The sequence below is a fragment of the Petrotoga sp. Shatin.DS.tank11.9.2.9.3 genome, from assembly GCF_003665005.1.
Classification (GTDB): Bacteria; Thermotogota; Thermotogae; order Petrotogales; family Petrotogaceae; genus Petrotoga; species Petrotoga mobilis.
Map to the genome: position 1 here is coordinate 24,252 of NZ_JGVT01000010.1, position 23,538 is coordinate 47,789.

Genomic DNA, 23,538 nt, shown 5'->3' on the forward strand with positions numbered 1-23,538 from the left:
GAACTTAGGCTGGTCAACTCCGAGGCTTTTCGCCTCCGCTTTCAGACGGGGGTAGTTGACCTCCACCACTTAGGGCATAGGCAGATTGAATGTCCTCTAAAAATCCTTTTACGGAGTAATCAAAAAACTTATCTCCAATGTACAACTGTAATCCACCTATAAGATCTTCATTGAATTGCGTTCTTAACTTTATTTTTCTTCCTGTTTTATTTTGAATAGCTTGTTTAACCTGATTTATAATCGTATTACTTACTTCATTAGGAAGCACAAGCCTCACTTCTACAACTTTTTCTCTCTCTAAACTCTCTTGATATAAAATATGAGACATAAAAGGAATCAAATTTTGACGCCTTTTATCAGCCAGAACTTCCAAAAACTGAACAAAAATAGTATCATCAAATTCTGATACATCTTTCATTCTTGAAACTATATGTTTTGGCGGAATCAACGGGCTATATACCATGTCTCTAAGAGATTCGCTACTTTCGAGAGCTTTTTTTAACCTTTGAAACGCTTCTACATATTCATCTAATCTTGAAATTTCACCTTTCTCTTCCAAAGTACCCAAAAGGGCTTGGGCATACTTTGAAGCCAAAAAATAAGAAGCTTTCATCACAATTCCCCTTTGTCTTTCAAACTGTTTATAGCCCTTCTTATCAACTCTTCATTCTTCTTTTTATCGATCTGCTCCTTCAATATCATAGAAGAAATCGTAACAGCCAGAGAAACAATTCTCGATTGCAGTTCTCTTGCTGCACTTTCTTTAATCTCTTCAGCCTCTTTTTCTGCTTTGTCTAAAATAAGTTTCCTTTGCTCTTGAGCCTCTCCTTGAGCAGCCTTGATTATAGATTTAGCTTGCTCATCGGCTTCAGATAAAATTTCACGCCTTTTTTCATCTGCTTCAGATAGTTGTTTATCCAATTCTTCTTTCTTTAATTGGGCTTCTAATCTTAATTTTTCAGCCTCATTCAAATTCTTCTCTACTTCTTTTTTTCTTTTATCTGTCATATCAAAATATGGTTTGTACAACAACCTGTACATAAGAAACATGAAAGCCAAAAAACCTACTAAATTAACTATGGAAGTTAAGTTAAAAGATATCATACAATCACCTCTTGGGGGAAAAACTAATAATTCTCAACAAAATAGATACTCATGGAAGAACAAACAACAAAATCAAGGCAACAACCAAAGAATAAAGGCCCGTTGACTCTGTAACCGCCATTGCCAATAACATCCTCGTTGTTAAATTCCCGCTCATCTCTGGTTGTCTTGCCATAGCGTCCATTGCATGAGCTCCAATGTTACCTTCTCCAACACCAGGACCTATAGCTCCTATTCCCATTGCAACTCCTGCTCCCAATAACTTTCCTAAATAATATAAACCCCATCCAATGGAACCACCTTCAGTAACTAAATTTTGAAGCATTGTAGCTAAATCCATCTTTTTCTCCTCCTTAAACTAGTTTTTTTGATTTGATAAGTTTTTTTATTCCAGCAATGATCCAATATACGCAATAGTTAACAAAGAAAAAACAAAAGCCTGAATTAGACCAATAAACCAACCAAAAAAACCCCACAAGAACACAGGTAAAACGAAATATTTCAACATATAACTAATAATCAACACCAATATCCCACCACCCATGACGTTGCCAAATAACCTCAAAGAATGAGAAATTGGTTTAGCTATTTCACTGATTATATTGATAGGAAACAACAATGGATTGGGTTCAAAGAAAGATTTAAGCCATTTAAGTACGCCTTTAGACCTTGCAGCAAAAAAGTGGCTAACCACTAGAACCATCAAGGCATACGTAAGATTTACATTTAAATCAGAGGTAGGTGTGTACCACGTATCCGTGAACAACTGCACATTCAATCCATTTTCAACTGGTACAACGTTTATTCCAGGCATCCCACCAAGAACGTTTGAAACACTTATATACAGAAAAAAACTCATAGCTATTACAAAAGTTTGTCTCCGATACTTAGGGTTGGGCACAGAATCTTCCACCATCTCCCAAAAATAGTCAAAAAAGGTTTCTACAGCAGCTTGTAACCTTCCAGGAATCCTCTCAAAATGTATGCCCCTGGCAACTAAAATCAACAGAAACATAACAGCAAAAGACATTATCAACGTCATTGGGTTCAACTGACCAAAGAACCCACCATCACCAAAATAAACAATCCATCTATCCCCAACACCCTCTAAACTCATATCGAAAACAAAAAAGTTAATTACCCCCAAAACTATATAAGCGGCAAAAAGAAAGATGGTAAATTTCTTCAATCTATCGTTCGTCAAAAGAACACCTCCTCCAACTACCTACCAAAATTATTTATACGATAAAAATGGAACTATCTTCAAATTTATTAAACCGACAAAAGCCAACAAAAGGGCATAAGCTGAATTAAAGGCAGCGATTCCCAATATCACACCATACAAAAGGTACCTCATAAAAAAACCGGGTAAAATCTTCTTTGGTTTTGAACCAACCGTCATTTTTTTAATCTCTTCTGCAAGTGAATAAAAACCTATAACTGCTCCAATTCCTCCCCATAACACCCAAAGAGCTTCTAAAGAAAAGAACAAAGAAAGAACAAAGGTCTCAACCAGAATTAACGTTATTGTTTTCATTTCTATCTCTTTCAGCTTTTTTTTCAGCTCTTTCATGTTTCTCTACCTCTTTCAAAAGCTCCCTTATACCTGAATATAATCCAGAAATTATCCCTAAAAACATCAACAAGACCATCCATATCTGCTGGTCGGTAAACCTGTATATTAAATATCCTATCAAAAGACCAACAAATATATTTGACAGAACTATTACAGCAAAATAAATGATCATGTTCAAATAACCAAGTGAACGTAGATCGTGTTTTTTCACAATTAAGCCTCCAAAAAACAACCATAAACAATTATACTATTTATTTGCCAAAATTTCAATTATTTTTAAAATACCTTTGGGGGGTGCTGGGCAAACTCAACTTCTTTTTCTTTTTGGGTGGGCTGCGGGGTAAAGCAAACTCCTTTTTCCTTATGGTTTGCAGTATTATGCAAAGTAGATCTTTAAACGATTTTGACTTTGAACTTGGGGTTTTTAAGGGGTTTACCTTTTGCAGCCTTTTGCAAAAAAATCTTTTATAATAAACTTTGATTTTGGATTTGGGGATCTTAAGGGGTTTACCCCTTAACGTGTGGGCGAAGGGGCGCTATAACAACTAAAGAAGAGACAACCAATTTGGTCGTCTCTCAATTTTTTAAAATATAAAACCTCGATATTTCTTTAAAAATATTAATTAGAAAATGTAAAACTCTCTCTTAACAACAATGGTTCACCATTCTTCTGTTCAATGGTTACTATCACTTCCCACTCTCCTACATCCAAAACTTCGTTAATTTCTACCGCTATTGAAGGATACGTAAATGCTTGTGTGACCATCTCCCCTTTAACTGGCACCTTTAAAAACAAATCTATAAAAATTTGAAAGTTATCTTTGTTTATCCTGATGTCATTCAAAGAAAGATCGTACCCTCCAGTTTTTCTTTCACCTGCACTAATACAAACAACAAAAGGAACGCCACTCACATTGTTAACTACAACATCATCTTTTGTGATTATAACATCAGGTGTCTGGCTCTTATAATAACAATCTACAACCTTATAATTCTCCATACTTTCTCCTTTGTCGAAGTTGTAAGCTTCTACAGGTTTTTTTTCTATTTCTAATCCCTGAGTAGGTTCTTGCATAACTTCTTGTTCAACCTCTGTTTCACTTTGTAATGGTGGGGATAATAAGAAAAACACAGAACCAACCGCCACAACAATTAACGAAATTACTAAAATTATCTGAGTTGTGGTCATTTTTAAAAACCTCCTCATTTGAAAATCAGATCCTTTCAGCAAATAAAATTGGGATCCGAAGACCCCAAATTAATTTTAGAAAATAGTCCAAGGTATTCCGCTCCCTCCATATTCATCAATAAATCCCCTACCTTCTTGGTTAATTGGTATTGCAACTGGAATAGATTCACTGTTTATCTGAATTTCTCCACTTATACCAAATTCTTCTTCAGCAATTGCTCCCACGTACTCATAAGCTAAATAATAATGGCCGCTTTCAATGATATGTTGTAATAGGTCAATACTAATTTCTTCGTTACTAGGAAGTTCAAATGTCTTTATTGGAGTTTCGTAATAATCTAACAAAGATATTGTCAGTGTTCCTTCAAATGGAAGATCTGCCTTTAAATTTGCTCTGAATTGAGTTGTTTCAAATTTTTGTATATAGGTGGTAACTGTTGCTTCAGGCAGAAGTTCTATTGATTCGTATTCAACTTGTTCAACTTCTACTATACCTGAATAACTTAACTCTTCTTCCATCCTGTAATTTGGTGCACTATCATACAAATACTCAGGTCCCCCAATAATTATTTCATAATTCCCTGGTTCAATGTAAGCAAACAATTCATATCCTTCATCATTGGTCTTCCCGTAATATCTTTTCCCAGTTTCTTGATTTTCCAGCGTTATATTAACTCCAGGCAAATAATCGCAGCTTCTTTCAGATATAGCCTCAACACGTAAAGCTCCAGCTGTGTAATTAGTTGGATCAAGATCCAAACTATCTGAACTAATCCTTCCATATCCGGCAGCGGTATCGTAACCATCTTGTTCAATATCCTCTGCTCCTACTTCGATCATCTTTCTTATCTGGTACACGTTGGCATCTGGACATTTTTCTTTAATTAAAGCGGCTAAGGCAGAAACATAAGGAGCTGACATTGAAGTACCAGACCAGCGAATATAAGGATTACCATCAATCCCTTCGTATTCATCCAATGATTCCACAGGAATTGTTGAAATAATATCCACTCCTGGAGCTGAAACAGAGACATAATCCCCTCTGGATGAAAAATAGGCGATGTTATCTTTGTCATCACTAGCAGCCACAGCTATTACACCTGGAAAGCCTGAAGGATAGAACCAATGTTGGTCTGTGGTGAAATTACCAGAAGAGGCAACAACCACTACGTTGTGTGTAAGAGCGTAATCAAAGGCATCCTTTAGGATATTTGAATATCCTCCTCCTCCCCAACTGTTTGACAAAATATCTGCCCCATTTTCTACAGCCCAAACTATTCCGGCAGCAACTGCATAATCACCAACGTAATTAGGGTTAAAGATTCTTATAGGCATTATCTTTGCATCAGGAGCTAATCCTACTACGCCCTGACCGTCATCTTTTGCAGCTATTATACCCGCTGTATGGGTACCGTGCCCGTCTGTATCGGAATTCTCACTCGGATCAATCTTTTTATTCCAGTAAGGATCATAACCTTCCTTCAATTGATTCACTAAATCAGGGTGTGTTCCATCTGTCCCTGTATCTAATAACCCCACTATTACACCTGCGCCAGTAGCTGTTGCCCATGCGGCCTCAGCATCGATCTTATCTTTATCTAAGGCGTATTGAAATTCTCTGTAATCCGGATAACCTTCCTCTACTTGATTCAACGCGTTACTTCCTGTTTCTTCTATGATAACATTTGGGTCATTTTTAATAACCTGTATTTCCCTATCCGTATAGTTTGGCTCAATATATCTTATACCTTCTATTTTTTTCTCACTATCTAAATCCTTTAATACATTTTCAACATTTTGGCCTTCTAAGCTTAGAAGCGCAACTCTGATTTCAGGGATTAGACTTTTTACTTCTATCTCTTGATCAAGTTTATCTGTAAAATTTTCTAAATCCGATAAATTTTCATAACCAACAACGAGCACATCTTCGTCGTATTCGCGTTCAGCAAGCTTTATCAAATCAGGAATATATGAATTTATGGGTGAAATGTCTGAAGGTTCCATAAAAGTATTACTCTCATCTTCATCTTCTAAATAATTTAAATTAACACAGCTATTGAAGATAAAGATTGATAATATTAATAAAGAAAAGAACACAAAATTACGCATTTTCATAACGTTTTCCTTCCTTTTTTCAGTTGCTCGCAGTAGTGAATTCATTTTGCTTTTCTGGCATAATATCACCTTTAGGATTAACATTATACCCATTATCGACGGCTACTGAAACTGATACACTATCTATGTCATAAGCAACAGCATAGGTGTATTCTATTCCCCAATCGTATGTTTTGGCGGGTTCTAACTTATCGTCTTCATAATAATAAATTCCATCTGGCAAGTATAAGAACCAACTCAAGTCATCATATTCAGAACTTCCTTTGCTTCCAAGGAATGTAACAGAAACTTCTTCAGCTCCTTGCATCATAAAATCGTATAGGATAACATCCTCTCCTTCTAAAATACCTGGAAGTATGTAATTTTCACTTTGTACTAAATCGTATATCCACATCGTATAGTGGTATTCCACCTCAGATTCAGGCGAAGTTAGTTCTTTTGTCGGTTCCCAAGCAAAAGTAGGTTGCCTTGAAACATTTTTTTCTTCGTCAGTTGGAGATATTAACTCAATATTAAAGGTCTCAAGTGGAACAACAGAACCTAATTCAACGAGTGTACTTTCTCCGTTTTCTGTATAAGAACTTACTGCGTACCATACTTCTTTATTAGGTGCATTTTCTGTCGAAGAATCCAAGAAATAGCCATATCCTGCATCACCGATTTTTGTGTAATGAATTCCATCAAAAGATCTGTAAATATTGTAACCATCTGGCTTTATAAATTTATTATAATCGATAAGCCCTTCTTGCAGAGCTTCATAGTAATCATACCAATTTACCACAATCCACAAATTTGAGTTTTCTGGGATTGATTCTAATCCACTTACTAAATCTTTTAATTCAAAGTATTTAACCAAAATGTTGTTGTTCATAAAATCATCATTCAACCTTTGGGTAAATGTTTCAGATTGAGTCGTAGTAATTTCTTCTTTTATAGTGTAAGAAATAATTGAACTCTCCCCTAACGATGAGGGATTTATTGGTTTAAAAAGAACACGCTCATTTGTTTTAGGTAAACACCCAATCAACGCAAACAACAAAATGGATATTAATCCTACATAATAAAATTTTTTCATAATATTGCTTCTCCCCAATTTCGACATTATCTATGTTGTTTATAAAACTAACCTCAATCTTTTAATATTTCTTTTCTTCAAACTTACCAAAACCTGATACGGCTAATTTACGAGAAAAATAGGTTTTTTTCTTTAATAATATCATTATATCATCATGATACCGTCCAACACCAAATTAATTTTTTCAAATACCTTTACATTTTTTAAAAATCCATCCCCATTTAACTAAGTAAAAGTCAAGAATATAGGGATGGATTTTTTGGATATTTTATTAAATTTTGGAATAATTACTTTTATTAGTAGAATTTTAATCTCATGTTTTAGTAGTTCTTAATCTACGAGATAATTATGGTTTTTTTGGTTTTATAACTGTTGCATTGACTCAGCAATAAATTCAATAATTAATTGATCTATTGTAACTCCTTCAGTTTCTATTGTGACTTCTTCAGATATAGAGTCGTCTATGTCTATGGTCATACTTAAAGAATCTTCTTCTTTTTCTATAAATGTTAGATTATTTAGAATTATACCTATTATTTCTCCAATTTGCTCTGGAGTTGGTTCAGGTGTAGCTATTATTGTCCAAATATTTATAGCTTTTAACTCATCAATTATATCTGCTTCTACTCCTAAATTATTTTTCAGCAACTCTAAGGTTCCATCTGAAGATAACACTCCGAAATCTACGCTTAATAAGGAGCCAGAAAAATCGGCAGTCCCTTGTTCTGTTGAAGTACTAGCTTTCGTGGTTATATCCAATTTACCCGCGGGAAGAAGTCCATTTAACTCACCTAATAAATCTGCTACCTTGACTTCTTTTAATAAATCTACGCTTCCAAACTTCAACTCTGTGATTTCTGCAGGTACATTTTCAAGAGAAATATCCTCATTTAAGTCAGTTTTTATACTGATATCATCTTCTGAATTTTCGCCAGTGAGTTTCATCGCATATTCAAACAAACTTGTTTTGTCATCTTTTCTCCAACCATTGGCATCAGTGTTGTCAACTTCAAAAACATATACACCATTAATAATTTCAACAAAGGAATCTAATGTATCAACAACGAATTTCATTCCACCTATTTGTAAAAGACCTTCTGCAAATATATCCGCGGCATTTAATTCATCAGTTGGTGCAGCTATGCCGGCTAAATTTGTTACTAATGTGTCTAATTCAGTCCAAGTTCCCTCTACTTCAAAAGGATAAACTTCTGACGACGCATTCAAATAATCAACAAACCCTGTAATATCTTCTAAAGCCTCATCTATGAATAGATCTTCTGGTGGCTCTTCTGCTTCAATAGAATCCATTATGGCGATTACCTCATCTAGATTCTCAAACCAACCATTAACTGGTTCTTCACTATCATATATAGCAAGTAAACCGCCAGCTAATGCTCTTAAATACATGAAATCCCTGTAATCAAGAATCAATGTATCAGGAACTGCTATAGTCTCGTCAATCTCGTCAGGTTCAAATAACGCATTTAAAGCATCTATTATTTCCTCTTTAGCTGTTCCTGTAATTTCAACTTCAAGATCAGTTACTCCTACTAAACCTTTAGAATATCTCACCATGTTTCTTAATTTTGCTTCTACCGCTGAATGTTGATGAAAAACATTCATCAATCCATTATAATAACCCTTAACCTCAGTTGCATCAGGTGTTGGTTCAGACATTAGTTCAGGCACGGATTTAAGAATTGAAGTAGGATCAGGTTCAGATTCAGACTCAGACTCTTGTGCAGTGACGTAATCACTAACGTCCGTTATTAATGCCTGTACCTCGTCGTCAGTAAGAACAGTTACCACGGACAAATCCTCTGGAATCTCTTCTAAATCGCTTACTGAATCTGGATAAGAAGGAGGTGGAGGTGTTGTATCTGTAACACACGCCCCCAGTAAAAACAGAGAAACCGCTAAAACCACAACATACCAATATTTTTTCATACCTAAATTCACCCCCATTCAAATTTGTACACCTTTTTTACAAAGAAGTGAATCAAAAAACTCCTACAACAAACGATTCTGTGAACTTTCTCTTCACAATCACCCCTTTAGTTAATCGCAGTCACTTCATATTAACATAGAAATTATTATACCACAAAAAATTTACTTTTTTCAAAAAAATTTACATTTTTGTTGTTTTTTAATGCTTTTTCAATGAAGTTTGATTTGTCTATTTTACTTGATTGTATGTTTTTTTCTTTTAAAAATCATCTCACAAACGATATTTTATAGTATAATATTAATGAAAACAACCAAAGGAGTTGTGGATATGTCTAAAAAGCTTTTGAAGAATGCGTATGTTCTAATAAGTGCTGATGATGATGTAGAAAAATTTGATATATTAATAGACGATGATGAGATCGAAGACTTACTTGCACCAGGTGATTCAACCGAGGTGGATTTGGGAGATATGGACGAGTACGATCTAACTGGTAAGTTGATCGTCCCTGGATTTATTAACACCCATAGCCATTCAGTAATGTCTTATTTTAGAGGTATAGCCGATGATTTATCACTTAACGATTGGTTGTTCAAAGAGATGCTGCCAAGAGAGGATTTTTTGGAAAGTGAAATGGCTTACTACGGTGCTTTAGTTTCTATGTTGGAGATGATTTTCAACGGAATAACAACTTTTGTTGATATGTATATGTTTACTGATGAGATAGCCAAGGCTGCATACGATTTAGGGATTCGTGCATATATCTCAAGAGGGCTTTCTTTTGATACAGACGAGGGTTGGAATAGAAGGATAAAAGAAAATATCGAAACGTATGAAAAATACAATGGATTGGATAATAGAATTTATATAGGCTTTGGACCTCATGCCCCTTACACCGTTCCAATGGATAAATTGCAAGAAGTAGCTGAGATCGCGAAAAAGTACAACACTCACATTCAGATTCATTTGTTAGAATCAGCAAATGAAAGAAAGCAGTACAATCTTTTAGATGTTGAAAATACGGGTTTGTTCGATCTTCCTACGATAGCGGCGCACTGTGTCCATGTCGATGAAAAAGATATAGAAGTTCTTTCAAGGAACGAAGTGAACGTGGCTTATAACCCGATTAGTAATATGAAGTTGGGTAACGGGATAGCTCCCATAGTGGATATGCTCGATAAGAATATAAACGTGACTTTTGGTACGGATGGTTCTGCAAGCAACAACTCTTTGAACTTTTTCAACGAGATGAAGTTTGGAGGTATATTGCAGAAATACAAGTACGGACCTGATAGATTTTCAGTAGAACAGATTTTGAGAATGAGCTGGGAGAACGGAGGTTTTGCCTTAGAAACAAATATCGGAAGGTTAGAACCTGAGTTTAAAGCGGATTTGGTTGTTTTAGATATGGATTCTTTTGAGTTTTTCCCTAATGACTTATCAAGGTTAAAGTCTCATATAGTTTATTCTGCAAATCCTAAGAACGTCTTTGCAACGATGGTAGCCGGCAAATTCCTATACTACGATAGAGAATTTTTAAGTTTAAAAGAAGAAAAGGAGCAAATATATGAGAAATTCCACAAATTTTACCAAAGAATCGAAGATAAGTATAATAATAGTGATCATTTTGATAGCCATAACGACGATAGGGATATCTAAACCCATCGATGATTACATAGAGTTTTCTCCTACAGGCTATGAAGAGATAAGTAGGATAGTCACCAGAAATGGGACGATAATAAACACAACGGTCCCAGATACTGGCGAACATTTGGAGATGAACTTCAAAAAGAATGGAGGTTTGTACGAAGTTCACATTGTTCATTTCGAGAATCCATTCGCTTTGTTGAATTTTTGGTATACCTTTGTTAGTGATTATTCTGATGGCTTAGCCGCTACTTTTTCAGCTATTCCCTTTATATATGGTGAGTATAACGACGCGTATATGAAGATGCAAATTAGTGCATGGTATAGGGGAGTAAACAACTTATTCTTCGTTGTTTATGGTCCAAAAAGAAGTGTAATAAACGACTTGAAACTTCAGTTGAATCGATGGTGATTTTGTTGGATTTGTATAATAGGTTGAGTGAGTATTTTAAGAATAGATACGGTGAAAGGGTGCAAAGGTTACCAATCAATGCAGGATTTACTTGCCCAAATAAAACAGGCGAGAGAGGTAAGGGTGGATGTATTTATTGTGATCTAACGGGGAGCGGTTTTGCAGCCTTTAAACCCAAGGTGAGTATCGAAGAACAGGTTAAAGAAATGATTAATAGATACGAGAAAAAAGCTAATAAGTTCCTCGCCTATTTTCAGGCAAACACCAATACTTACGCCCCTGTTGATGAATTGAAAGAGAAGTATGAAAGTGCTTTGATAGACGATAGAATAGTAGGTTTGGATGTATCAACCCGACCTGATTGTGTCCCAGATGAAGTGATAACACTTTTAAAAACTTTTAAAGATAGGGTTGATGTTTACGTTGAGCTTGGTGTTGAGAGCACTAACCCTAACACGTTAAAGTATATGAACAGAGGGCATTCTTTGGCAGAGGTTATAGATTCTGTTAACAGGTTAAAAAAAGCTGAACTAGAGGTTATTCTGCATTACATAATAGATTTTCCTTGTGATACATTAGAAGATGTGAAAGAGATGGCTAAAGTTAGTTCAGCGTTGAAGGTTGACGGTGTAAAATTGCATTCTTTGTATATCGTTGAAAATACAAAGCTTGCGGATTTGTATAAAAGTGGGGAGTTTGTGCCCTTGACGTTGGATGATTTTGTAGAAAGGGCAATTACTTTCTTGGAATATTTGGATCCAAAGATTGTAATTCATAGGCTCGTTGCCGATCCTCCAAAAATTGGGACGTTACATGGAAATTGGGGGATTTCTAAAATAAAAATTTTAAACTTAATTGAAAATACGATGAGAGAGAGAGGTTCCTATCAGGGAAAATTTTTTAATTATTTGAATAATTGAAGTAGGACGGTTGATCGCGAGTAGGCATACTTGGGCCTATTTTGAGGAAAGTCCGGACTCTAAGGGCAAGATACTGGTTAACAACCAGAGGGAGTGATCCCTGAATAGGGCCATAGAAAAGAAAACCGCCGAAAGGCAAGGGTGGAACGGTGAGGTAAGAGCTCACCAGTGTCAGAGCGATCTGGCAGCTTGGTAACCTCTATCTTGAGCAAGGTCAAACAAGAAGGCCAGAGGTTGCCCGCCGAGAGACTTTAGTGTCCGCCTTCTGGGTAGACCGCGTAGATTAATGGTCAACTTTACAGAATCCGGCTTATAGTCCTACTGATATATTTAACAATGACGCCCTTGCTGGGCGTCATTTTTTAAGTTATTCTTCTTTTGGGAGTAATTGGAGTATAGATAATTCCGAAGCGTCACCTTTTCTATAACCGATTTTTAATATTCTTGTGTAACCACCGTTTCTATTTTCGTATCGAGGTGCGATCTCATGTACTATTTTGTAGACTAGTTTTCTGTCGTTGAAGTGTTTGTTTATGTCTCTATTTAAAGCTACTCTTCTTTCTGGGAGATCGGTTGAATTAGCTTCCTTTGCCTTGGTGATTATTCTTTCAACAAGGGGCCTTACGGCTTTTGCTTTGGCGGTAGTAGTAATTATGCTTTCAGATTCAAATACACTTCTTGCCAAATTGTTCAACAAAGCTTTTCTATGGGAAGCATATCTATTTAATTTTTTAGTTTTGACTCTATGCCTCATCGAAGGTGTTCCCCCTTTCTTCTTGGTATAATTTTTCGTAATCTATATCAAATTTCTCTTTTAGCTCATTTTTTATCTCATCTAAAGATTTTCTACCAAAGTTTTTGATTTTGAGAAGGTCGGCGGGTTTTCTTTTTAATAGCTCTCCAATGGTGTCTATTTTTTCTCTTTTTAAACAGTTTTTGGCTCTTTTCGTTAAATCCAAAGAATCAAGCTGCGTTTCCATTAAATCCTTTGGCAATCCAAAAATATTTTCTTCCTCTTCTTCCTCTTCCTCTTCTTTTTCAACCGAAACTTCCATTTGTTCTATAGCGCCGACTTGTCCTTCTCTTTCCCAAAGTCTGGAAATGAAGTCAAAATGTTCCATCAAAATTTTTGTTGCTTCTTTCAATGCTTCAGTGGGGGTGATGTTTTTTTTCGTCCAAATTTCAAGTATTAGTTTATCGTAGTCGGTTCTTCTTCCAACACGGATATTTTCGGTTAAATAGTTAACTTTAAGAACGGGGCTGAACACTCCATCTATGAATATGTATTCGATGTCACTTTGAAATGTCAATTCTTGGGCAGGGATGAAACCTTTTCCTGCTTGAGCGTACAGTTCAAAGTCTACTTCCATATCTTTGTTCACATGGGCTATGACGAAATCTGGGTTAGCAACCTCTAATTCTGCCGGAGTTTTTATGTCTCCACTTTTTATGACTTGGCCTGCTTTGTACTTCTTTCTTAAACTTAATAAAATTGGATAATCAATCTCATTAATTTTTTCAATGTCGTCGACCTTTAATTGAACCTTTTTCAAGTTTAAAGTTATTTCTATGATGTCTTCTTTTATACCCTCAACTGTGTCGTATTCATGTAATTTTCCTGGGATACGTAGCCCGGTTATAGCCAAAGATGGAATAGAAGACAAAAGCACCCTCCTTAAAGCATTACCTAGAGTTATAGCGTACCCCTTTTCCAGAGGAAACAATTCGTATTTTGAGTAGTTATATTCATCTTGCTCTTCTTTTTGTACTATCCTAAATTTTTCTGGTTTTATTAATATCTCCATACTATCTCTGATCCTTATTAGGGAATCAGAGCACACCTCCTTTCCTGCCCTTATGAGCGAGGTGATATTTTGTGGTCCAAATAAATAATACTTTATTACTTAGAGTAAAGCTCTATGATGTTAGTCAAAGGTACAGGAACATCCATTTCATCAATCTTTGGTAGTCTTTGGAAAGTTCCTCTAAAATTTTCAATTTCAACGTTTAACCAATTGGGAATATTTCTATACCCTTCTTGCACTAGTTCTAATCCTTCGCGTACTTGTTGTATGTTACGGCTCTTTTCTTTGACTTCTATTACATCCCCTACTTTAACTCTGTAAGAAGGAATATTCACTTTTTTTCCATTAACTAATATATGCCCGTGAGTTACTATTTGCCTTGCGGTTCTTCTGTTTGGTGCGAACCCCATTTGATAAACTACTGAATCTAGCCTTCTTTCTAAGAGTTGCATCAAAACTTCTCCAGTTTCTCCACTTCTAGATCTTTCCGCTTCTTCAAAAGTGTTTCTGAATTGTCTTTCCATTAAGCCATACATTCTTTTTAAGGCTTGCTTAGATCTTAATTGTATAGCGTATTGAGTCAACTTTTGCTTTTGTCTTCCATGTTGCCCCGGAACATAATTCCTTTTTCTAAGGGCTGATTTCTCGGTGTAGCTTCTTTTCCCTTTTAAATAAAGGTTTATTCCTTCGCGTCGAGATAATTTTTCTAGTGGTCCTATGTACCTCGCCATTAATTCTTTCCCTCCTTAATTAGAATCTTTTCTTTTTTGGCCTACAACCGTTGTGAGGTATAGGGGTAACATCTTTTATACTTTCTACACTTAGACCAGCAGCTTGTAAAGCTCTAATCGCAGATTCTCTTCCTGAACCAGGTCCTTTAACATATACATCAACTCTTTTTACTCCCAGATTTATAGCTTCTTTTGCTACTTTATCTGAGGCCATTTGAGCTGAAAATGGAGTCCCTTTTTTGGCTCCTTTGAATCCAACATTTCCCCCACTAGACCATATTATTGGCCTACCTTCAGTATCTGTTAATGTAACGATTGTGTTGTTGAAGGTTGAATGAATGTGTATTGCTGCTTTTTCAGGAGCAGCTTTCTTTTTTTTGGTTCTTTGCTTTGCTCCACCTTTTGCCATTTATTTAAAAGCCTCCTTAAAAATTTTGTTTATTGTGTTAGCGCCCCTTCGCCCCGCTCCCCACCCATAAGGTTAAAGTAATTTTTATCCATTTACATAGCTGCCCACCCATGTGGAAGAGGGACCTGCGGTCCCTTAAACCCTACTACTCACTTATAAGGATGATGTGAGGTTCCATTTTTGTTATCTCTTTTTGATCTTGGTTAGTCTTGGTCCCTTTCTGGTTCTTGCGTTGGAGTGGGTTTTCTGCCCTCTTACGGGTAACCCCGCTTTATGCCTTTTCCCCCTGTAACTGCCGATGTCTATCAAACGCTTAATATTTTTGTTAATTTCTTGCCTTAGTTCACCTTCAACTTTATAATTTTCGTTAATGTGGTGACTTAGTTTTGAAATTTCATCGTCGGTTAGTTCTTTTGCTTTTTTGTTTGGGTCAATCTCTAAGGTATTTAATATATCAAGTGCTGTTTTTCTTCCTATTCCATAAATATATGTTAATCCTACAAATAATGCTTTATTATCTGGTACTTCCACACCTAAAATACGCGCCATCCTTTTATCCTCCTTATAAAGAAATTCATATTATCCTTGTCTTTGCTTATGCTTTGGATTTTTAGAACAGACAACCCAAACCTTTCCGCCTCTTTTTACTATTTTACAGTGCTCACATCGTTTTTTTACAGAAGCCCTCACCTTCATTATTTATTTCCTCCTTCTTGATTCTCATCATCTATATTAATCCATTTTTTCAATCTTTGTTGACTTTTTCCCTTTTAACAATTCTTCCTTTGTTTAAATCGTAAACGGAAACTTCCACAGTAACTCGGTCTCCTGGAAGTATTTTGATGAAGTTTTTTCTCATTCGCCCAGAAATATGGGCTAATATTTCATGCCCATTATCTAATTTAACTTTAAAATTTGCATTAGGTAAAGCTTCAATGATGTATCCTTGCATAACAACGACGTCTTTTTTAGCCAATACAATCCCTCCTTTTTCAGGGATTTTTACTGTCATTAGAAACTGTAAAGTACGATTTAGCGCCCTTCCCCCGCTCCCCACCCATGTGAGTGGGGGACCTGCGGTCCCTTAGACCCATTCGTTAAGGGGCAAGCCCCTTAAGGTCCCCGAACGTTAAGGGGAATCCCCTTAAAAACCCCAAATCAAGGTCAAAATCACTCAAAAAACTGTTTGCATACTGCGGCAAACTTAAAAAAACTTTTTGCACAAGGCCGCAAAAGGGCTTCACCCTGTGACCCTTTTAAAAGTAGAACGTTTTTTGTGAGTTAATAGTTAGCATCGTTTTCTCGTAAGCTGCGCTTAGCCTTTATTAGCGCCCTTCCCCCGCTCCCCACCCATAAGGATAAAAGGCTTTTTATCCATTTGCAAACCGCAGCCCACCCACAAGGATAAAAGGGATAAAGTAAGGATTCTCCATGTTGACCACAAAAATAAACCCTTAAATTATAGTTGCGTTAGTATTTCTGGGCCATTTTCAGTCACGGCAATTGTGTGTTCAAAATGTGCTGCTTTTGAGCTATCTCTGGTTACCGCTGTCCAACCGTCTTCTAAAATATCTACTTCATAGCTTCCCATAGATACCATTGGTTCTATTGCAAGGGTCATGTTTTTTCTTATTTTTGGACCCCTTCCTTGCCTTCCATAATTTGGAATTTGGGGATCTTCATGCAATTTTCTTCCTACCCCGTGACCTACGTATTCCCTTATTACAGAAAAACCTTTACTTTCAATGTAAGTTTGAACTTCGTAACCAATGTCACCAATGGTATTACCAACAACAGCTTTTTTTATACCCATGTACAAAGACTCTTTGGTCGCTTCAACCAATTCTTTTTCCCTTTCAGAAACTTGTCCAATTATGTAGGTTCTGGCTGAATCTGCTATGTATCCTTTGTAAGTTAAACCACAATCTACAGATACAATATCTCCATTTTTTAAAACTTTACTTCTCAATGGAAATCCATGGACAACTTCTTCATTTACAGAAAAGTTGATCGCATATTTGTAACCATTATAACCTTTGAAGGTGGGTATAGCATCTTCCTTTTCCATGTATTCTAAAACATATTTTTCAATACTTTCTCCGTTAACGCCTTCTTTTACTATTTCAGGAAGTAAAGCGTCAAGAAGACGGGCAAGCTTCTTTCCAGCCCGTCTCATCATTTCTATTTCTTGATCAGTCTTAATTATTATCATTGTTTGTTAAAACTCCTTAGTATATTAAACAATTCTTTTGTAACGTCTTCAACATTTTGGGCACCGTCTATTGTAATTATTTTGTTATTTTTTCTATAATATTCTATTACGGGCTCGGTATTTTTCTTATATACTTTGTATCTTTCTCTGACTACTTCTTCTTTGTCATCGTCTCTTTGAATTAATTTTGTACCACATACATCACATTTTTCGTCTTCTTTTGGTTGAAGGGTAATTAAATTATATACTTTTCCACAGTTTGGACAGACTCTTCTATTACTTATCCTTTTTACTATTTCTTCTTCGGAAACGTCAATTAGTACTGCCGCATCTATTTCTTTTTGTAACTCTTTTGTTGCTTGGTCTAAAAATTTTGCTTGGTCTAAAGTTCTGGGGTAACCGTCAAGAATAAAAGAATCTAATTCTTCCAATCTTTCTTTTACCAAACTGTTCATTATTTCATCCGAAACTAATTCTCCACGATCCATAATTGCTTTAGCCATTTTACCTAATTCTGTACCTTTGCTAACAGCATCCCTTAAAATATCTCCGGTGGATATGTGTACAATTTGAAACTCCTGGGCAACTTTTTTGGCTTGGGTTCCTTTACCTGCACCAGGGGGTCCGAAAAATAAAAGTCTCAAAGAAAATTCATCTCCTTCCTCGTAACCTTCCTTTTTTCATGAAGCCTTCATATTGTCTAACTATCATGTGTTGCTCCATCTGTTGGACAATATCTAAAGCAACTCCAACGGCTATTAGTGTACTGGTACCACCTATCCAGATTTGCTGCATCCCTGAAGCGCCTCTGATAAAGTAGGGAACCAAGGCAATTACTACTAAAAAGATCGCTCCTATGAAAGTTACCCTGGTCATGACTGAAGTGATGTAATTAACAGTCGGTTTTCCTGGTCTTAAACCTGGTATGAACCCACCATAATTTTGTATGTTATTTGCTACGTCGTTTGGATCCATAACAACAGAACTGTAGAAGTATGTAAAAAAGAAAACCAGCAAACCATACAACACAAGATAAAGTGGAGAACCTATGGCAAATAGTCTATCGTCTACGGTAGTGTTTGTTACCCCAGCAATCATACTGGGTAGGGTCATAATAGCGGAGGCAAAGATTATGGGAATTACCCCTCCACCATTTACCTTAATAGGTAAATATGTTGAGGAACCTCCATAAATTTTTGTGCCGACTACTCTTTTTGCATATTGAATATTAATCCTTCTTTCAGATGTTTGAACCGCTACTACAGCTATTACTATAAATATAGCAACAGCGGCTAAGAGTATCCATTCTAATGGGGTTAAACCTATGAGAGCTTCGGCTGCATATGTAGGGTATCTGGATACTATACCAGCAAATATTAAAACAGATACCCCGTTTCCTATTCCTTTTTCGGTGATTAATTCACCTATCCATAGTAAAAACATCGTTCCTGCAGCTATAGAAACGGTTGCTAAAGTTACAAAGAGAACTGGTGATAGATTGGGGGATCTGTAATTGTTGGCAGCTATGGACATTAGTAATCCTTGTCCAAAAGCTAATACTAACGTTAACATCCTCGTGTAGTGAGCGAATTTTTTTCTCCCACTTTCACCTTCTCTCAACATCTCTTTCAAACTAGGTATTATAGAAGAGAGAAGTTGAAAAATGATTGAAGCCGTAATATAGGGTGTTACTGAGAGAACAAATATTGATAAATTGCTTAATGCCCCTCCAGCAAAGACGTCAAAAAAACCTATGAATCCTCCAACCGCTCCTTGGGATGCTCCACTTAAAGCAGCTTGCCAGGCTTCTACATTTATTCCCGGAATGGGGATGTATATACCTATTCTAAACCCTATCAACGCTAAAAAGGTGAATATAACTCTATCCCTTAATTCAGGAATCCTAAAAACGTTTCTAAAGGCTTTGAACATGTTATTCAATCACCTCTATTTTCCCGCCAACAGCTTCAATTTTCTCTCTAGCGGTTTGAGAGAAAATGTTAGCTTTGACAACAAGAGGTTTTGATATTTCTCCTTTTCCTAATATTTTTACTCCATCGTTCAATTTTTTTATCAATTTCTTTTCTAAAAGTATGTCTGGAGTTACTTCTTCATTTTCTGAGAAATACTTTTCTAATGTTTCTACGTTTACAACAGAATATACTTTTTTGAATGGCGCATTAGAGAATCCAAATTTTGGAGTTCTTCTAATAATGTTTGTTTGTCCACCTTCAAATGTTCTACCAATTTTACCTCTTCCTCTAGCCTTTTCACCTTTATGCCCTTTGCCAGATGTTTTTCCTAATCCTGAGCCTATTCCTCTTCCTAACCTTTTTTTGGGTTTCCTTGATCCTGGTGTAGGTTTTAGATCTTCTATTTTAAGTGGCATGTATATAGCCTCCTTATTTACAATTTGTTTAATTAAGAATCGATTTCTTCCCACTCAACTAAGTGATGTACAGTCCTTATCATTCCTCTAATTTGGGGATTGTCAGGTTTTATTACTACTTTATCTTTTCTAGTTAAATCTAAAGCATCGAGAGTAGCTAATTGTCTTTTGTCTTTCCCTGCTCTTCCTTTTACTAACTTTATCTTTAGACTTGACATTACTCATACCCCCTTGTGAGCGCCAAAGAATACTTGTTTAACAGTTAAATCTCTCAACTTTGCAATTTCTTGAGGAGATCTCAACTTTTTTAATCCATTGTAAGTGGCTTTAGCTAAATTTAATACGTTCGTTGAACTAATGGATTTACTTAGAATATTATCTATTCCGGCTAATTCAACAACAGCTCTTACAGCTGAACTGGCTATAACACCGGTACCTGGGCCTGCTGGGAACAGTAATACAGTGGAAGCATCTTGTTCACCGATTATTTCGTAAGGAATAGTTCCGTTTTTAACGGGGACTTCTATCATATTGTTCTTTGCATTTTCAATTGATTTTCTTATGGCTTGTGGAACTTCTCGGGCATTCCCGATTCCTAATCCTACTTTTCCATTTCGATTACCTACTACCGAAACTGCACGAAACGAAATGGTTTTTCCACCTTTAGTTACTTTGCTGACCCTTCGAATTTCGATTACTCTTTCTTCTAATTCATTTGCAGCATCAGTAGCTTTTACTTTCTGATCGTTCGGCATAAATTACCAACACCTCCTAAAACTTTAAGCCCGTTTCTCTTGCTGCTTCAGCAAGAGCTTTTACTTTTCCATGGTATTTGTAACCGCTTCTATCAAAAACAATTTCTGTTATACCTTTTTCTTTTGCTTTTTCGGCTATGAGTTTCCCTACTTCTTTTGCAGCGTTTTCATCCCATGTTTTTTCTAATTTTTCTTTCAGTTGTTTTTGGGTTGTTGAAGCTGACGCCAAAGTAACACCTTTAGTGTCGTCTATAATTTGAGCATATATGTGCTTTTGACTTTTAAAAACCGTCAATCTTGGTTTTTCTGATGTTCCTCTAACGTTTTTTCTCACTCTTAAGTGCCTTTTTTGTCTAAGGGCTTTTTTGTCTAATTGTTTTATCAATTTAAAAGGGACCTCCTTTGCGGAAATGTTTTAAACTTTCTTTCCTTCTTTTCTTAAAACACTTTCTCCAACATATTTTATACCTTTACCACTGTAAACGTTAACTTTTCTTAAGCTTCTTATCCTTGCGGCGACTTCTCCGACTTTGTATTTATCTATACCTTTAACGACTACTATTGTGGGTTGTGGAACTTCTATAGTTATTCCTTCAGGGACTGGAAATTCTACGGGGTTTGAATAACCAAGATTCAAGATTAAGTTTTTACCTTGAAGTTGAGCTCTGTACCCAATACCGGCAATTTCCAATTCTTTTTTGTATCCTTCAGTTACACCTTTAATCATGTTTCTCACATGAGAGGTGAACGTGCCTCTTAGCGCTTTTAATCGCTTCTCGTCTGAACTTCTTTTAACTACGCCTTCTTTTGTTTTAATCATTAATTCGTTGTTATCTCTGTCAACTTCCAAATATTCGGGTAAATTGAGACTTAATTCACCATTTTTACCTTTGATTTTTATTGTTTGTCCATCCACAGATAATTCTACACCATCAGGAATAATTGTTGGTTTATCAGCTATTCTCGATTGTGGCATCTAGGCACCTCCTCACCATACATAACAGATTACTTCTCCACCAACTTTTTTCTCTCTTGCTTCTTTATCGGTCATTACTCCTTGGGATGTTGAGAGTATAGCTATACCTAATCCACCCTTGACTTTTGGTATGTTACGGGTATTAACATACACTCTTCTTCCGCTTTTTGAAACCCTTATGATCCCTTCCATTATAGGTTTTTTATCTCTTCTTGTACCTTTGTACTTCAAATAGACTTTGAGTATTCCTTGTTTACCATCGTCTATGAATTTATAATCATTGATAAATCCTTCTTTTTTCATTATTTCTAAAATGTCTTTTTTTAAGTTTGAAGCGGGTATTTCAACACTTTCTTTGAACACCGAATTGGCGTTCCTTATTCTGGTTAGCATATCAGCTACCGGATCGCTCCACATTCGTTTTTCCCTCCTTACCAGCTAGCCTTCTTAACTCCAGGAAGTTTACCTTCCAGAGCTTGTTCTCTGAAACATATTCTGCATAAACCAAATTCTCTATAAACAGCTCTTGGTCTACCACATACTTTACATCGTGAGTATTCTCTTGTTTTATACTTCGGAGTTCTTTTAGATTTTTCTATAAGTGCCTTTTTTGCCATTACTCACACCCTCCATTTATTTTTTTTGTAACGGGAAACCAAAATATTCTAATAATTTCCTGGCTTCTTCATCAGTTTTAGCTGTGGTTACGATTGTTATATCCATGCCTTGAATTCTACTTATATCATCAGGCCTGATTTCAGGAAAAATTAGTTGTTCAGGAATTCCGAAGGTATAATTGCCTCTTCCATCGAAAGAGTCGGCGGGTAGCCCTCTAAAATCCCTCAATTTTGGGAGCACAACATGGTTTAATTTATACAAGAAATTATACATTTTCCATCCTCTCAAGGTAACTTTCACACCTATCGGCATACCCTCTCTAACCTTAAAATTGGCAACACTTTTCTTTGCCCTGGCTATTAAGGCTTTTTGTCCGACTATCTTCGTTAACTCTTGGGCATGTTTTTCAACAACTGCTCTGTTCCTGGAACCTTCTCCAACTCCCATATTAACAACTATCTTTACAAGTTTCGGCACTTGTAATTCGTTTTTGTAGTTAAATTCTTTCATCATTGAAGGTATTACTACTTCTTTGTACCTGTCTTTCAGAGGTATATACTGAACTTTCTCCATTGATAGTCCTCCTTTTTACTTCTTACCATACCTACTTGATTTTTACAAGTTTTCAAAATTTGAATGGATTAAGATTTTTCTACTATTTCACCACATTTTTTGCAATATCTTACTTTGCTTCCATCTTCAAGAAATTTAAATCCAACTCTGGTTTTTTGATTGCAGTTTGGACAGACTAACATAACGTTTGAAATATCAATGGGACTGGGTTGCTCAATAATTCCGCCTTCCCTCATCTTTTGAGTGGGTCTTTGATGCTTCTTGACGACGTTTACGTTATCCACAATGACTTTTTTGCCCTTTGGAATAACCCTCAAAACTTTGCTTCTCTTTCCTTTATCTTTTCCAGAGATCACTACTACTGTGTCGTCTCTCTTTATTTTATACATATTTTCACCTCACCAAACTTCTTTTGCTAACGATGCTATCTTCGCGTAGCCTTTTTCCCGTACTTCTCTGGCTACTGGACCAAAAACCCTCGTTCCTAAAGGTAACTTATTTTTATCAATCAGTACCGCAGCATTGTCATCAAATCTAATATAGGTTCCATCTTTCCTTCTTATCTCTTTTTTCGTTCTGACAATAACAGCTTGAACTACTTGACCTTTTTTTAAATCTGTGTGAGGTATGGCTTCCCTAACGGAGCAAACAACGGTGTCTCCGACGGTTCCTTTTGATTTATGAAACCCACCGAGTACTTTGATAACTCTTAATACTTTTGCTCCAGAGTTATCAGCAACTCTGATTTTACTCTCTAGTTGTACCATCAACCTCACCTCCAAAGGCTTCTTTTAATTCTTCTTCAACTGAGTCTGGTGTTTCAACTTCTTCCGATAAAATATTTTTTCTCACAATTCTTTTTAAAACAAAAGCCTTTGTTTTGGAAAGCTTCCTGGATTCTTCTATTTCAACAATATCTCCAATCTCACATTCGTTATTTTCATCATGTGCATGGTATCTTCTGGTTTTTCTGACAAATTTGTGGTATTTGGGATGTTTTGTAAGTCTATCTGTTTCAACCGTTATCGTTTTGTCCATCGCATTGCTTACAACTTTTCCAGTTATTATCTTTTTAGACATGAAA

Annotated in this window: 34 protein-coding genes and 1 other RNA gene; 4 read left to right on the top strand and 31 right to left on the bottom strand. The window is 36.0% G+C overall.

Annotation, left to right across the window (positions count from 1 at the left end; all coding sequences use genetic code 11):
- Positions 1–13: 13 nt before the first annotated feature.
- From atpH to BZ25_RS09825, 10 genes are all read right to left on the bottom strand, one after another.
- Entirely contained in the window at positions 14–613 is a 600-nt protein-coding gene (gene atpH / locus BZ25_RS09780) for an ATP synthase F1 subunit delta (protein ID WP_121514851.1), read from the bottom strand.
- The gene (gene atpF, locus BZ25_RS09785; protein ID WP_121514852.1) at positions 613–1,104 is read right to left on the bottom strand and encodes a F0F1 ATP synthase subunit B; all 492 of its coding nucleotides are present in this window, start codon (positions 1,102–1,104) and stop codon (positions 613–615) included. The genes atpH and atpF overlap by 1 nt, the downstream gene beginning before the upstream one ends.
- A 49-nt stretch (positions 1,105–1,153) precedes the next feature.
- Entirely contained in the window at positions 1,154–1,444 is a 291-nt protein-coding gene (locus tag BZ25_RS09790; RefSeq protein WP_012208577.1) for a F0F1 ATP synthase subunit C, read from the bottom strand.
- Between the two features lie 45 nt (positions 1,445–1,489).
- A complete protein-coding gene (atpB, locus tag BZ25_RS09795; RefSeq protein WP_121514853.1) occupies positions 1,490–2,308 on the bottom strand; it encodes a F0F1 ATP synthase subunit A in 819 nt (272 codons plus the stop codon).
- Positions 2,309–2,338: 30 nt separating this feature from the next.
- Positions 2,339–2,677, bottom strand: a complete 339-nt coding sequence (locus BZ25_RS09800; protein ID WP_158584901.1) for a hypothetical protein — start codon at positions 2,675–2,677, stop codon at positions 2,339–2,341.
- Positions 2,613–2,891: an AtpZ/AtpI family protein gene (locus BZ25_RS09805; protein ID WP_121514855.1), complete on the bottom strand. Its 279-nt coding sequence runs from the start codon at positions 2,889–2,891 to the stop codon at positions 2,613–2,615. The genes BZ25_RS09800 and BZ25_RS09805 overlap by 65 nt, the downstream gene beginning before the upstream one ends.
- 408 nt (positions 2,892–3,299) lie before the next feature.
- Complete coding sequence (locus BZ25_RS09810; RefSeq protein WP_158584902.1) at positions 3,300–3,869, bottom strand: protease complex subunit PrcB family protein; 570 nt, start codon at positions 3,867–3,869, stop codon at positions 3,300–3,302.
- Between the two features lie 75 nt (positions 3,870–3,944).
- Positions 3,945–5,984 carry a S8 family serine peptidase gene (locus BZ25_RS09815; protein ID WP_158584903.1) on the bottom strand — a complete coding sequence of 680 codons (2,040 nt, stop codon included), beginning with the start codon at positions 5,982–5,984 and terminating at the stop codon, positions 3,945–3,947.
- A gap of 19 nt (positions 5,985–6,003) precedes the next feature.
- Positions 6,004–7,059: a hypothetical protein gene (locus BZ25_RS09820; protein ID WP_121514858.1), complete on the bottom strand. Its 1,056-nt coding sequence runs from the start codon at positions 7,057–7,059 to the stop codon at positions 6,004–6,006.
- 363 nt (positions 7,060–7,422) lie between these two features.
- Positions 7,423–9,009, bottom strand: coding sequence for a hypothetical protein (locus tag BZ25_RS09825; RefSeq protein ID WP_121514859.1), 1,587 nt, complete (start codon positions 9,007–9,009; stop codon positions 7,423–7,425).
- 328 nt (positions 9,010–9,337) lie between these two features.
- On the opposite strand from BZ25_RS09825, the gene BZ25_RS09830 reads away from it, so the two are divergent.
- From BZ25_RS09830 to rnpB, 4 genes are all read left to right on the top strand, one after another.
- On the top strand, positions 9,338–10,666 hold the full coding sequence (locus BZ25_RS09830; protein WP_121514860.1) for an amidohydrolase: 1,329 nt from the start codon (positions 9,338–9,340) through the stop codon (positions 10,664–10,666).
- Positions 10,575–11,066 (top strand): hypothetical protein, encoded by a 492-nt coding sequence (locus BZ25_RS09835; RefSeq protein WP_121514861.1) that lies wholly within the window; start codon positions 10,575–10,577, stop codon positions 11,064–11,066. The genes BZ25_RS09830 and BZ25_RS09835 overlap by 92 nt, the downstream gene beginning before the upstream one ends.
- A gap of 5 nt (positions 11,067–11,071) precedes the next feature.
- Positions 11,072–11,986, top strand: a complete 915-nt coding sequence (locus tag BZ25_RS09840; RefSeq protein ID WP_121514862.1) for a TIGR01212 family radical SAM protein — start codon at positions 11,072–11,074, stop codon at positions 11,984–11,986.
- An RNA gene (gene rnpB, locus BZ25_RS09845) (RNase P RNA component class A) lies at positions 11,985–12,315 on the top strand. The genes BZ25_RS09840 and rnpB overlap by 2 nt, the downstream gene beginning before the upstream one ends.
- Before the next feature lie 38 nt (positions 12,316–12,353).
- On the opposite strand, the gene rplQ is transcribed toward rnpB, so the two are convergent.
- The 21 genes from rplQ to rpsQ form a co-directional block, all read right to left on the bottom strand.
- Positions 12,354–12,740, bottom strand: a complete 387-nt coding sequence (gene rplQ / locus BZ25_RS09850; protein ID WP_012208588.1) for a 50S ribosomal protein L17 — start codon at positions 12,738–12,740, stop codon at positions 12,354–12,356.
- Entirely contained in the window at positions 12,730–13,791 is a 1,062-nt protein-coding gene (locus BZ25_RS09855) for a DNA-directed RNA polymerase subunit alpha (RefSeq protein ID WP_103065139.1), read from the bottom strand. Before BZ25_RS09855 ends, rplQ begins: the two co-directional genes overlap by 11 nt.
- 95 nt (positions 13,792–13,886) lie before the next feature.
- Positions 13,887–14,522 (bottom strand): 30S ribosomal protein S4, encoded by a 636-nt coding sequence (rpsD, locus tag BZ25_RS09860; protein WP_121514863.1) that lies wholly within the window; start codon positions 14,520–14,522, stop codon positions 13,887–13,889.
- 19 nt (positions 14,523–14,541) lie between these two features.
- Positions 14,542–14,931: a 30S ribosomal protein S11 gene (gene rpsK / locus BZ25_RS09865; protein ID WP_103065137.1), complete on the bottom strand. Its 390-nt coding sequence runs from the start codon at positions 14,929–14,931 to the stop codon at positions 14,542–14,544.
- Positions 14,932–15,114: 183 nt separating this feature from the next.
- Positions 15,115–15,480, bottom strand: coding sequence for a 30S ribosomal protein S13 (gene rpsM, locus BZ25_RS09870; RefSeq protein ID WP_103065573.1), 366 nt, complete (start codon positions 15,478–15,480; stop codon positions 15,115–15,117).
- Between the two features lie 30 nt (positions 15,481–15,510).
- Complete coding sequence (rpmJ, locus tag BZ25_RS09875) at positions 15,511–15,627, bottom strand: 50S ribosomal protein L36 (protein WP_012208593.1); 117 nt, start codon at positions 15,625–15,627, stop codon at positions 15,511–15,513.
- Positions 15,628–15,676: 49 nt separating this feature from the next.
- Positions 15,677–15,907 carry a translation initiation factor IF-1 gene (gene infA, locus BZ25_RS09880; RefSeq protein ID WP_041534284.1) on the bottom strand — a complete coding sequence of 77 codons (231 nt, stop codon included), beginning with the start codon at positions 15,905–15,907 and terminating at the stop codon, positions 15,677–15,679.
- A 483-nt stretch (positions 15,908–16,390) separates the two neighbouring features.
- Positions 16,391–17,143 carry a type I methionyl aminopeptidase gene (gene map, locus BZ25_RS09885; RefSeq protein ID WP_121514864.1) on the bottom strand — a complete coding sequence of 251 codons (753 nt, stop codon included), beginning with the start codon at positions 17,141–17,143 and terminating at the stop codon, positions 16,391–16,393.
- Positions 17,140–17,787: an adenylate kinase gene (locus BZ25_RS09890; RefSeq protein WP_012208596.1), complete on the bottom strand. Its 648-nt coding sequence runs from the start codon at positions 17,785–17,787 to the stop codon at positions 17,140–17,142. Before BZ25_RS09890 ends, map begins: the two co-directional genes overlap by 4 nt.
- Before the next feature lie 7 nt (positions 17,788–17,794).
- Positions 17,795–19,075, bottom strand: a complete 1,281-nt coding sequence (secY, locus tag BZ25_RS09895) for a preprotein translocase subunit SecY (RefSeq protein WP_012208597.1) — start codon at positions 19,073–19,075, stop codon at positions 17,795–17,797.
- Position 19,076: 1 nt separating this feature from the next.
- Positions 19,077–19,532: a 50S ribosomal protein L15 gene (rplO, locus tag BZ25_RS09900; protein ID WP_121514865.1), complete on the bottom strand. Its 456-nt coding sequence runs from the start codon at positions 19,530–19,532 to the stop codon at positions 19,077–19,079.
- Positions 19,533–19,564: 32 nt separating this feature from the next.
- Positions 19,565–19,750 (bottom strand): 50S ribosomal protein L30, encoded by a 186-nt coding sequence (gene rpmD, locus BZ25_RS09905; protein WP_012208599.1) that lies wholly within the window; start codon positions 19,748–19,750, stop codon positions 19,565–19,567.
- Positions 19,751–19,753: 3 nt separating this feature from the next.
- Positions 19,754–20,287, bottom strand: a complete 534-nt coding sequence (gene rpsE / locus BZ25_RS09910) for a 30S ribosomal protein S5 (protein ID WP_012208600.1) — start codon at positions 20,285–20,287, stop codon at positions 19,754–19,756.
- Between the two features lie 16 nt (positions 20,288–20,303).
- A complete protein-coding gene (rplR, locus tag BZ25_RS09915; RefSeq protein WP_012208601.1) occupies positions 20,304–20,672 on the bottom strand; it encodes a 50S ribosomal protein L18 in 369 nt (122 codons plus the stop codon).
- Between the two features lie 30 nt (positions 20,673–20,702).
- The gene (gene rplF / locus BZ25_RS09920; RefSeq protein ID WP_103065575.1) at positions 20,703–21,263 is read right to left on the bottom strand and encodes a 50S ribosomal protein L6; all 561 of its coding nucleotides are present in this window, start codon (positions 21,261–21,263) and stop codon (positions 20,703–20,705) included.
- A gap of 12 nt (positions 21,264–21,275) precedes the next feature.
- Positions 21,276–21,680, bottom strand: coding sequence for a 30S ribosomal protein S8 (rpsH, locus tag BZ25_RS09925; RefSeq protein WP_012208603.1), 405 nt, complete (start codon positions 21,678–21,680; stop codon positions 21,276–21,278).
- Positions 21,681–21,694: 14 nt separating this feature from the next.
- Positions 21,695–21,880 carry a type Z 30S ribosomal protein S14 gene (locus BZ25_RS09930; protein ID WP_012208604.1) on the bottom strand — a complete coding sequence of 62 codons (186 nt, stop codon included), beginning with the start codon at positions 21,878–21,880 and terminating at the stop codon, positions 21,695–21,697.
- A gap of 16 nt (positions 21,881–21,896) precedes the next feature.
- Entirely contained in the window at positions 21,897–22,454 is a 558-nt protein-coding gene (rplE, locus tag BZ25_RS09935; protein WP_012208605.1) for a 50S ribosomal protein L5, read from the bottom strand.
- Positions 22,455–22,522: 68 nt separating this feature from the next.
- The gene (gene rplX / locus BZ25_RS09940) at positions 22,523–22,843 is read right to left on the bottom strand and encodes a 50S ribosomal protein L24 (protein WP_121514866.1); all 321 of its coding nucleotides are present in this window, start codon (positions 22,841–22,843) and stop codon (positions 22,523–22,525) included.
- A 9-nt stretch (positions 22,844–22,852) separates the two neighbouring features.
- Positions 22,853–23,221 carry a 50S ribosomal protein L14 gene (rplN, locus tag BZ25_RS09945; protein ID WP_012208607.1) on the bottom strand — a complete coding sequence of 123 codons (369 nt, stop codon included), beginning with the start codon at positions 23,219–23,221 and terminating at the stop codon, positions 22,853–22,855.
- A complete protein-coding gene (gene rpsQ, locus BZ25_RS09950) occupies positions 23,202–23,534 on the bottom strand; it encodes a 30S ribosomal protein S17 (RefSeq protein WP_012208608.1) in 333 nt (110 codons plus the stop codon). Before rpsQ ends, rplN begins: the two co-directional genes overlap by 20 nt.
- Positions 23,535–23,538: the final 4 nt, after the last annotated feature.

Bases quoted from the DNA above. Each gene is read 5' to 3' on its own strand.
- atpH (WP_121514851.1), bottom strand. From the start codon at position 613: ATGAAAGCTTCTTATTTTTTGGCTTCAAAGTATGCCCAAGCCCTTTTG.
- atpF (WP_121514852.1), bottom strand. From the start codon at position 1,104: ATGATATCTTTTAACTTAACTTCCATAGTTAATTTAGTAGGTTTTTTG.
- BZ25_RS09790 (WP_012208577.1), bottom strand. From the start codon at position 1,444: ATGGATTTAGCTACAATGCTTCAAAATTTAGTTACTGAAGGTGGTTCC.
- BZ25_RS09800 (WP_158584901.1), bottom strand. From the start codon at position 2,677: ATGAAAGAGCTGAAAAAAAAGCTGAAAGAGATAGAAATGAAAACAATA.
- BZ25_RS09810 (WP_158584902.1), bottom strand. From the start codon at position 3,869: ATGACCACAACTCAGATAATTTTAGTAATTTCGTTAATTGTTGTGGCG.
- BZ25_RS09815 (WP_158584903.1), bottom strand. From the start codon at position 5,984: ATGAAAATGCGTAATTTTGTGTTCTTTTCTTTATTAATATTATCAATC.
- BZ25_RS09820 (WP_121514858.1), bottom strand. From the start codon at position 7,059: ATGAAAAAATTTTATTATGTAGGATTAATATCCATTTTGTTGTTTGCG.
- BZ25_RS09825 (WP_121514859.1), bottom strand. From the start codon at position 9,009: ATGAAAAAATATTGGTATGTTGTGGTTTTAGCGGTTTCTCTGTTTTTA.
- BZ25_RS09830 (WP_121514860.1), top strand. From the start codon at position 9,338: ATGTCTAAAAAGCTTTTGAAGAATGCGTATGTTCTAATAAGTGCTGAT.
- BZ25_RS09835 (WP_121514861.1), top strand. From the start codon at position 10,575: ATGAGAAATTCCACAAATTTTACCAAAGAATCGAAGATAAGTATAATA.
- rplQ (WP_012208588.1), bottom strand. From the start codon at position 12,740: ATGAGGCATAGAGTCAAAACTAAAAAATTAAATAGATATGCTTCCCAT.
- BZ25_RS09855 (WP_103065139.1), bottom strand. From the start codon at position 13,791: ATGGAGATATTAATAAAACCAGAAAAATTTAGGATAGTACAAAAAGAA.
- rpsD (WP_121514863.1), bottom strand. From the start codon at position 14,522: ATGGCGAGGTACATAGGACCACTAGAAAAATTATCTCGACGCGAAGGA.
- rpsK (WP_103065137.1), bottom strand. From the start codon at position 14,931: ATGGCAAAAGGTGGAGCAAAGCAAAGAACCAAAAAAAAGAAAGCTGCT.
- rpsM (WP_103065573.1), bottom strand. From the start codon at position 15,480: ATGGCGCGTATTTTAGGTGTGGAAGTACCAGATAATAAAGCATTATTT.
- rpmJ (WP_012208593.1), bottom strand. From the start codon at position 15,627: ATGAAGGTGAGGGCTTCTGTAAAAAAACGATGTGAGCACTGTAAAATA.
- map (WP_121514864.1), bottom strand. From the start codon at position 17,143: ATGATAATAATTAAGACTGATCAAGAAATAGAAATGATGAGACGGGCT.
- secY (WP_012208597.1), bottom strand. From the start codon at position 19,075: ATGTTCAAAGCCTTTAGAAACGTTTTTAGGATTCCTGAATTAAGGGAT.
- rplO (WP_121514865.1), bottom strand. From the start codon at position 19,532: ATGCCACTTAAAATAGAAGATCTAAAACCTACACCAGGATCAAGGAAA.
- rpmD (WP_012208599.1), bottom strand. From the start codon at position 19,750: ATGTCAAGTCTAAAGATAAAGTTAGTAAAAGGAAGAGCAGGGAAAGAC.
- rpsE (WP_012208600.1), bottom strand. From the start codon at position 20,287: ATGCCGAACGATCAGAAAGTAAAAGCTACTGATGCTGCAAATGAATTA.
- rplF (WP_103065575.1), bottom strand. From the start codon at position 21,263: ATGCCACAATCGAGAATAGCTGATAAACCAACAATTATTCCTGATGGT.
- rpsH (WP_012208603.1), bottom strand. From the start codon at position 21,680: ATGTGGAGCGATCCGGTAGCTGATATGCTAACCAGAATAAGGAACGCC.
- BZ25_RS09930 (WP_012208604.1), bottom strand. From the start codon at position 21,880: ATGGCAAAAAAGGCACTTATAGAAAAATCTAAAAGAACTCCGAAGTAT.
- rplE (WP_012208605.1), bottom strand. From the start codon at position 22,454: ATGGAGAAAGTTCAGTATATACCTCTGAAAGACAGGTACAAAGAAGTA.
- rplX (WP_121514866.1), bottom strand. From the start codon at position 22,843: ATGTATAAAATAAAGAGAGACGACACAGTAGTAGTGATCTCTGGAAAA.
- rplN (WP_012208607.1), bottom strand. From the start codon at position 23,221: ATGGTACAACTAGAGAGTAAAATCAGAGTTGCTGATAACTCTGGAGCA.
- rpsQ (WP_012208608.1), bottom strand. From the start codon at position 23,534: ATGTCTAAAAAGATAATAACTGGAAAAGTTGTAAGCAATGCGATGGAC.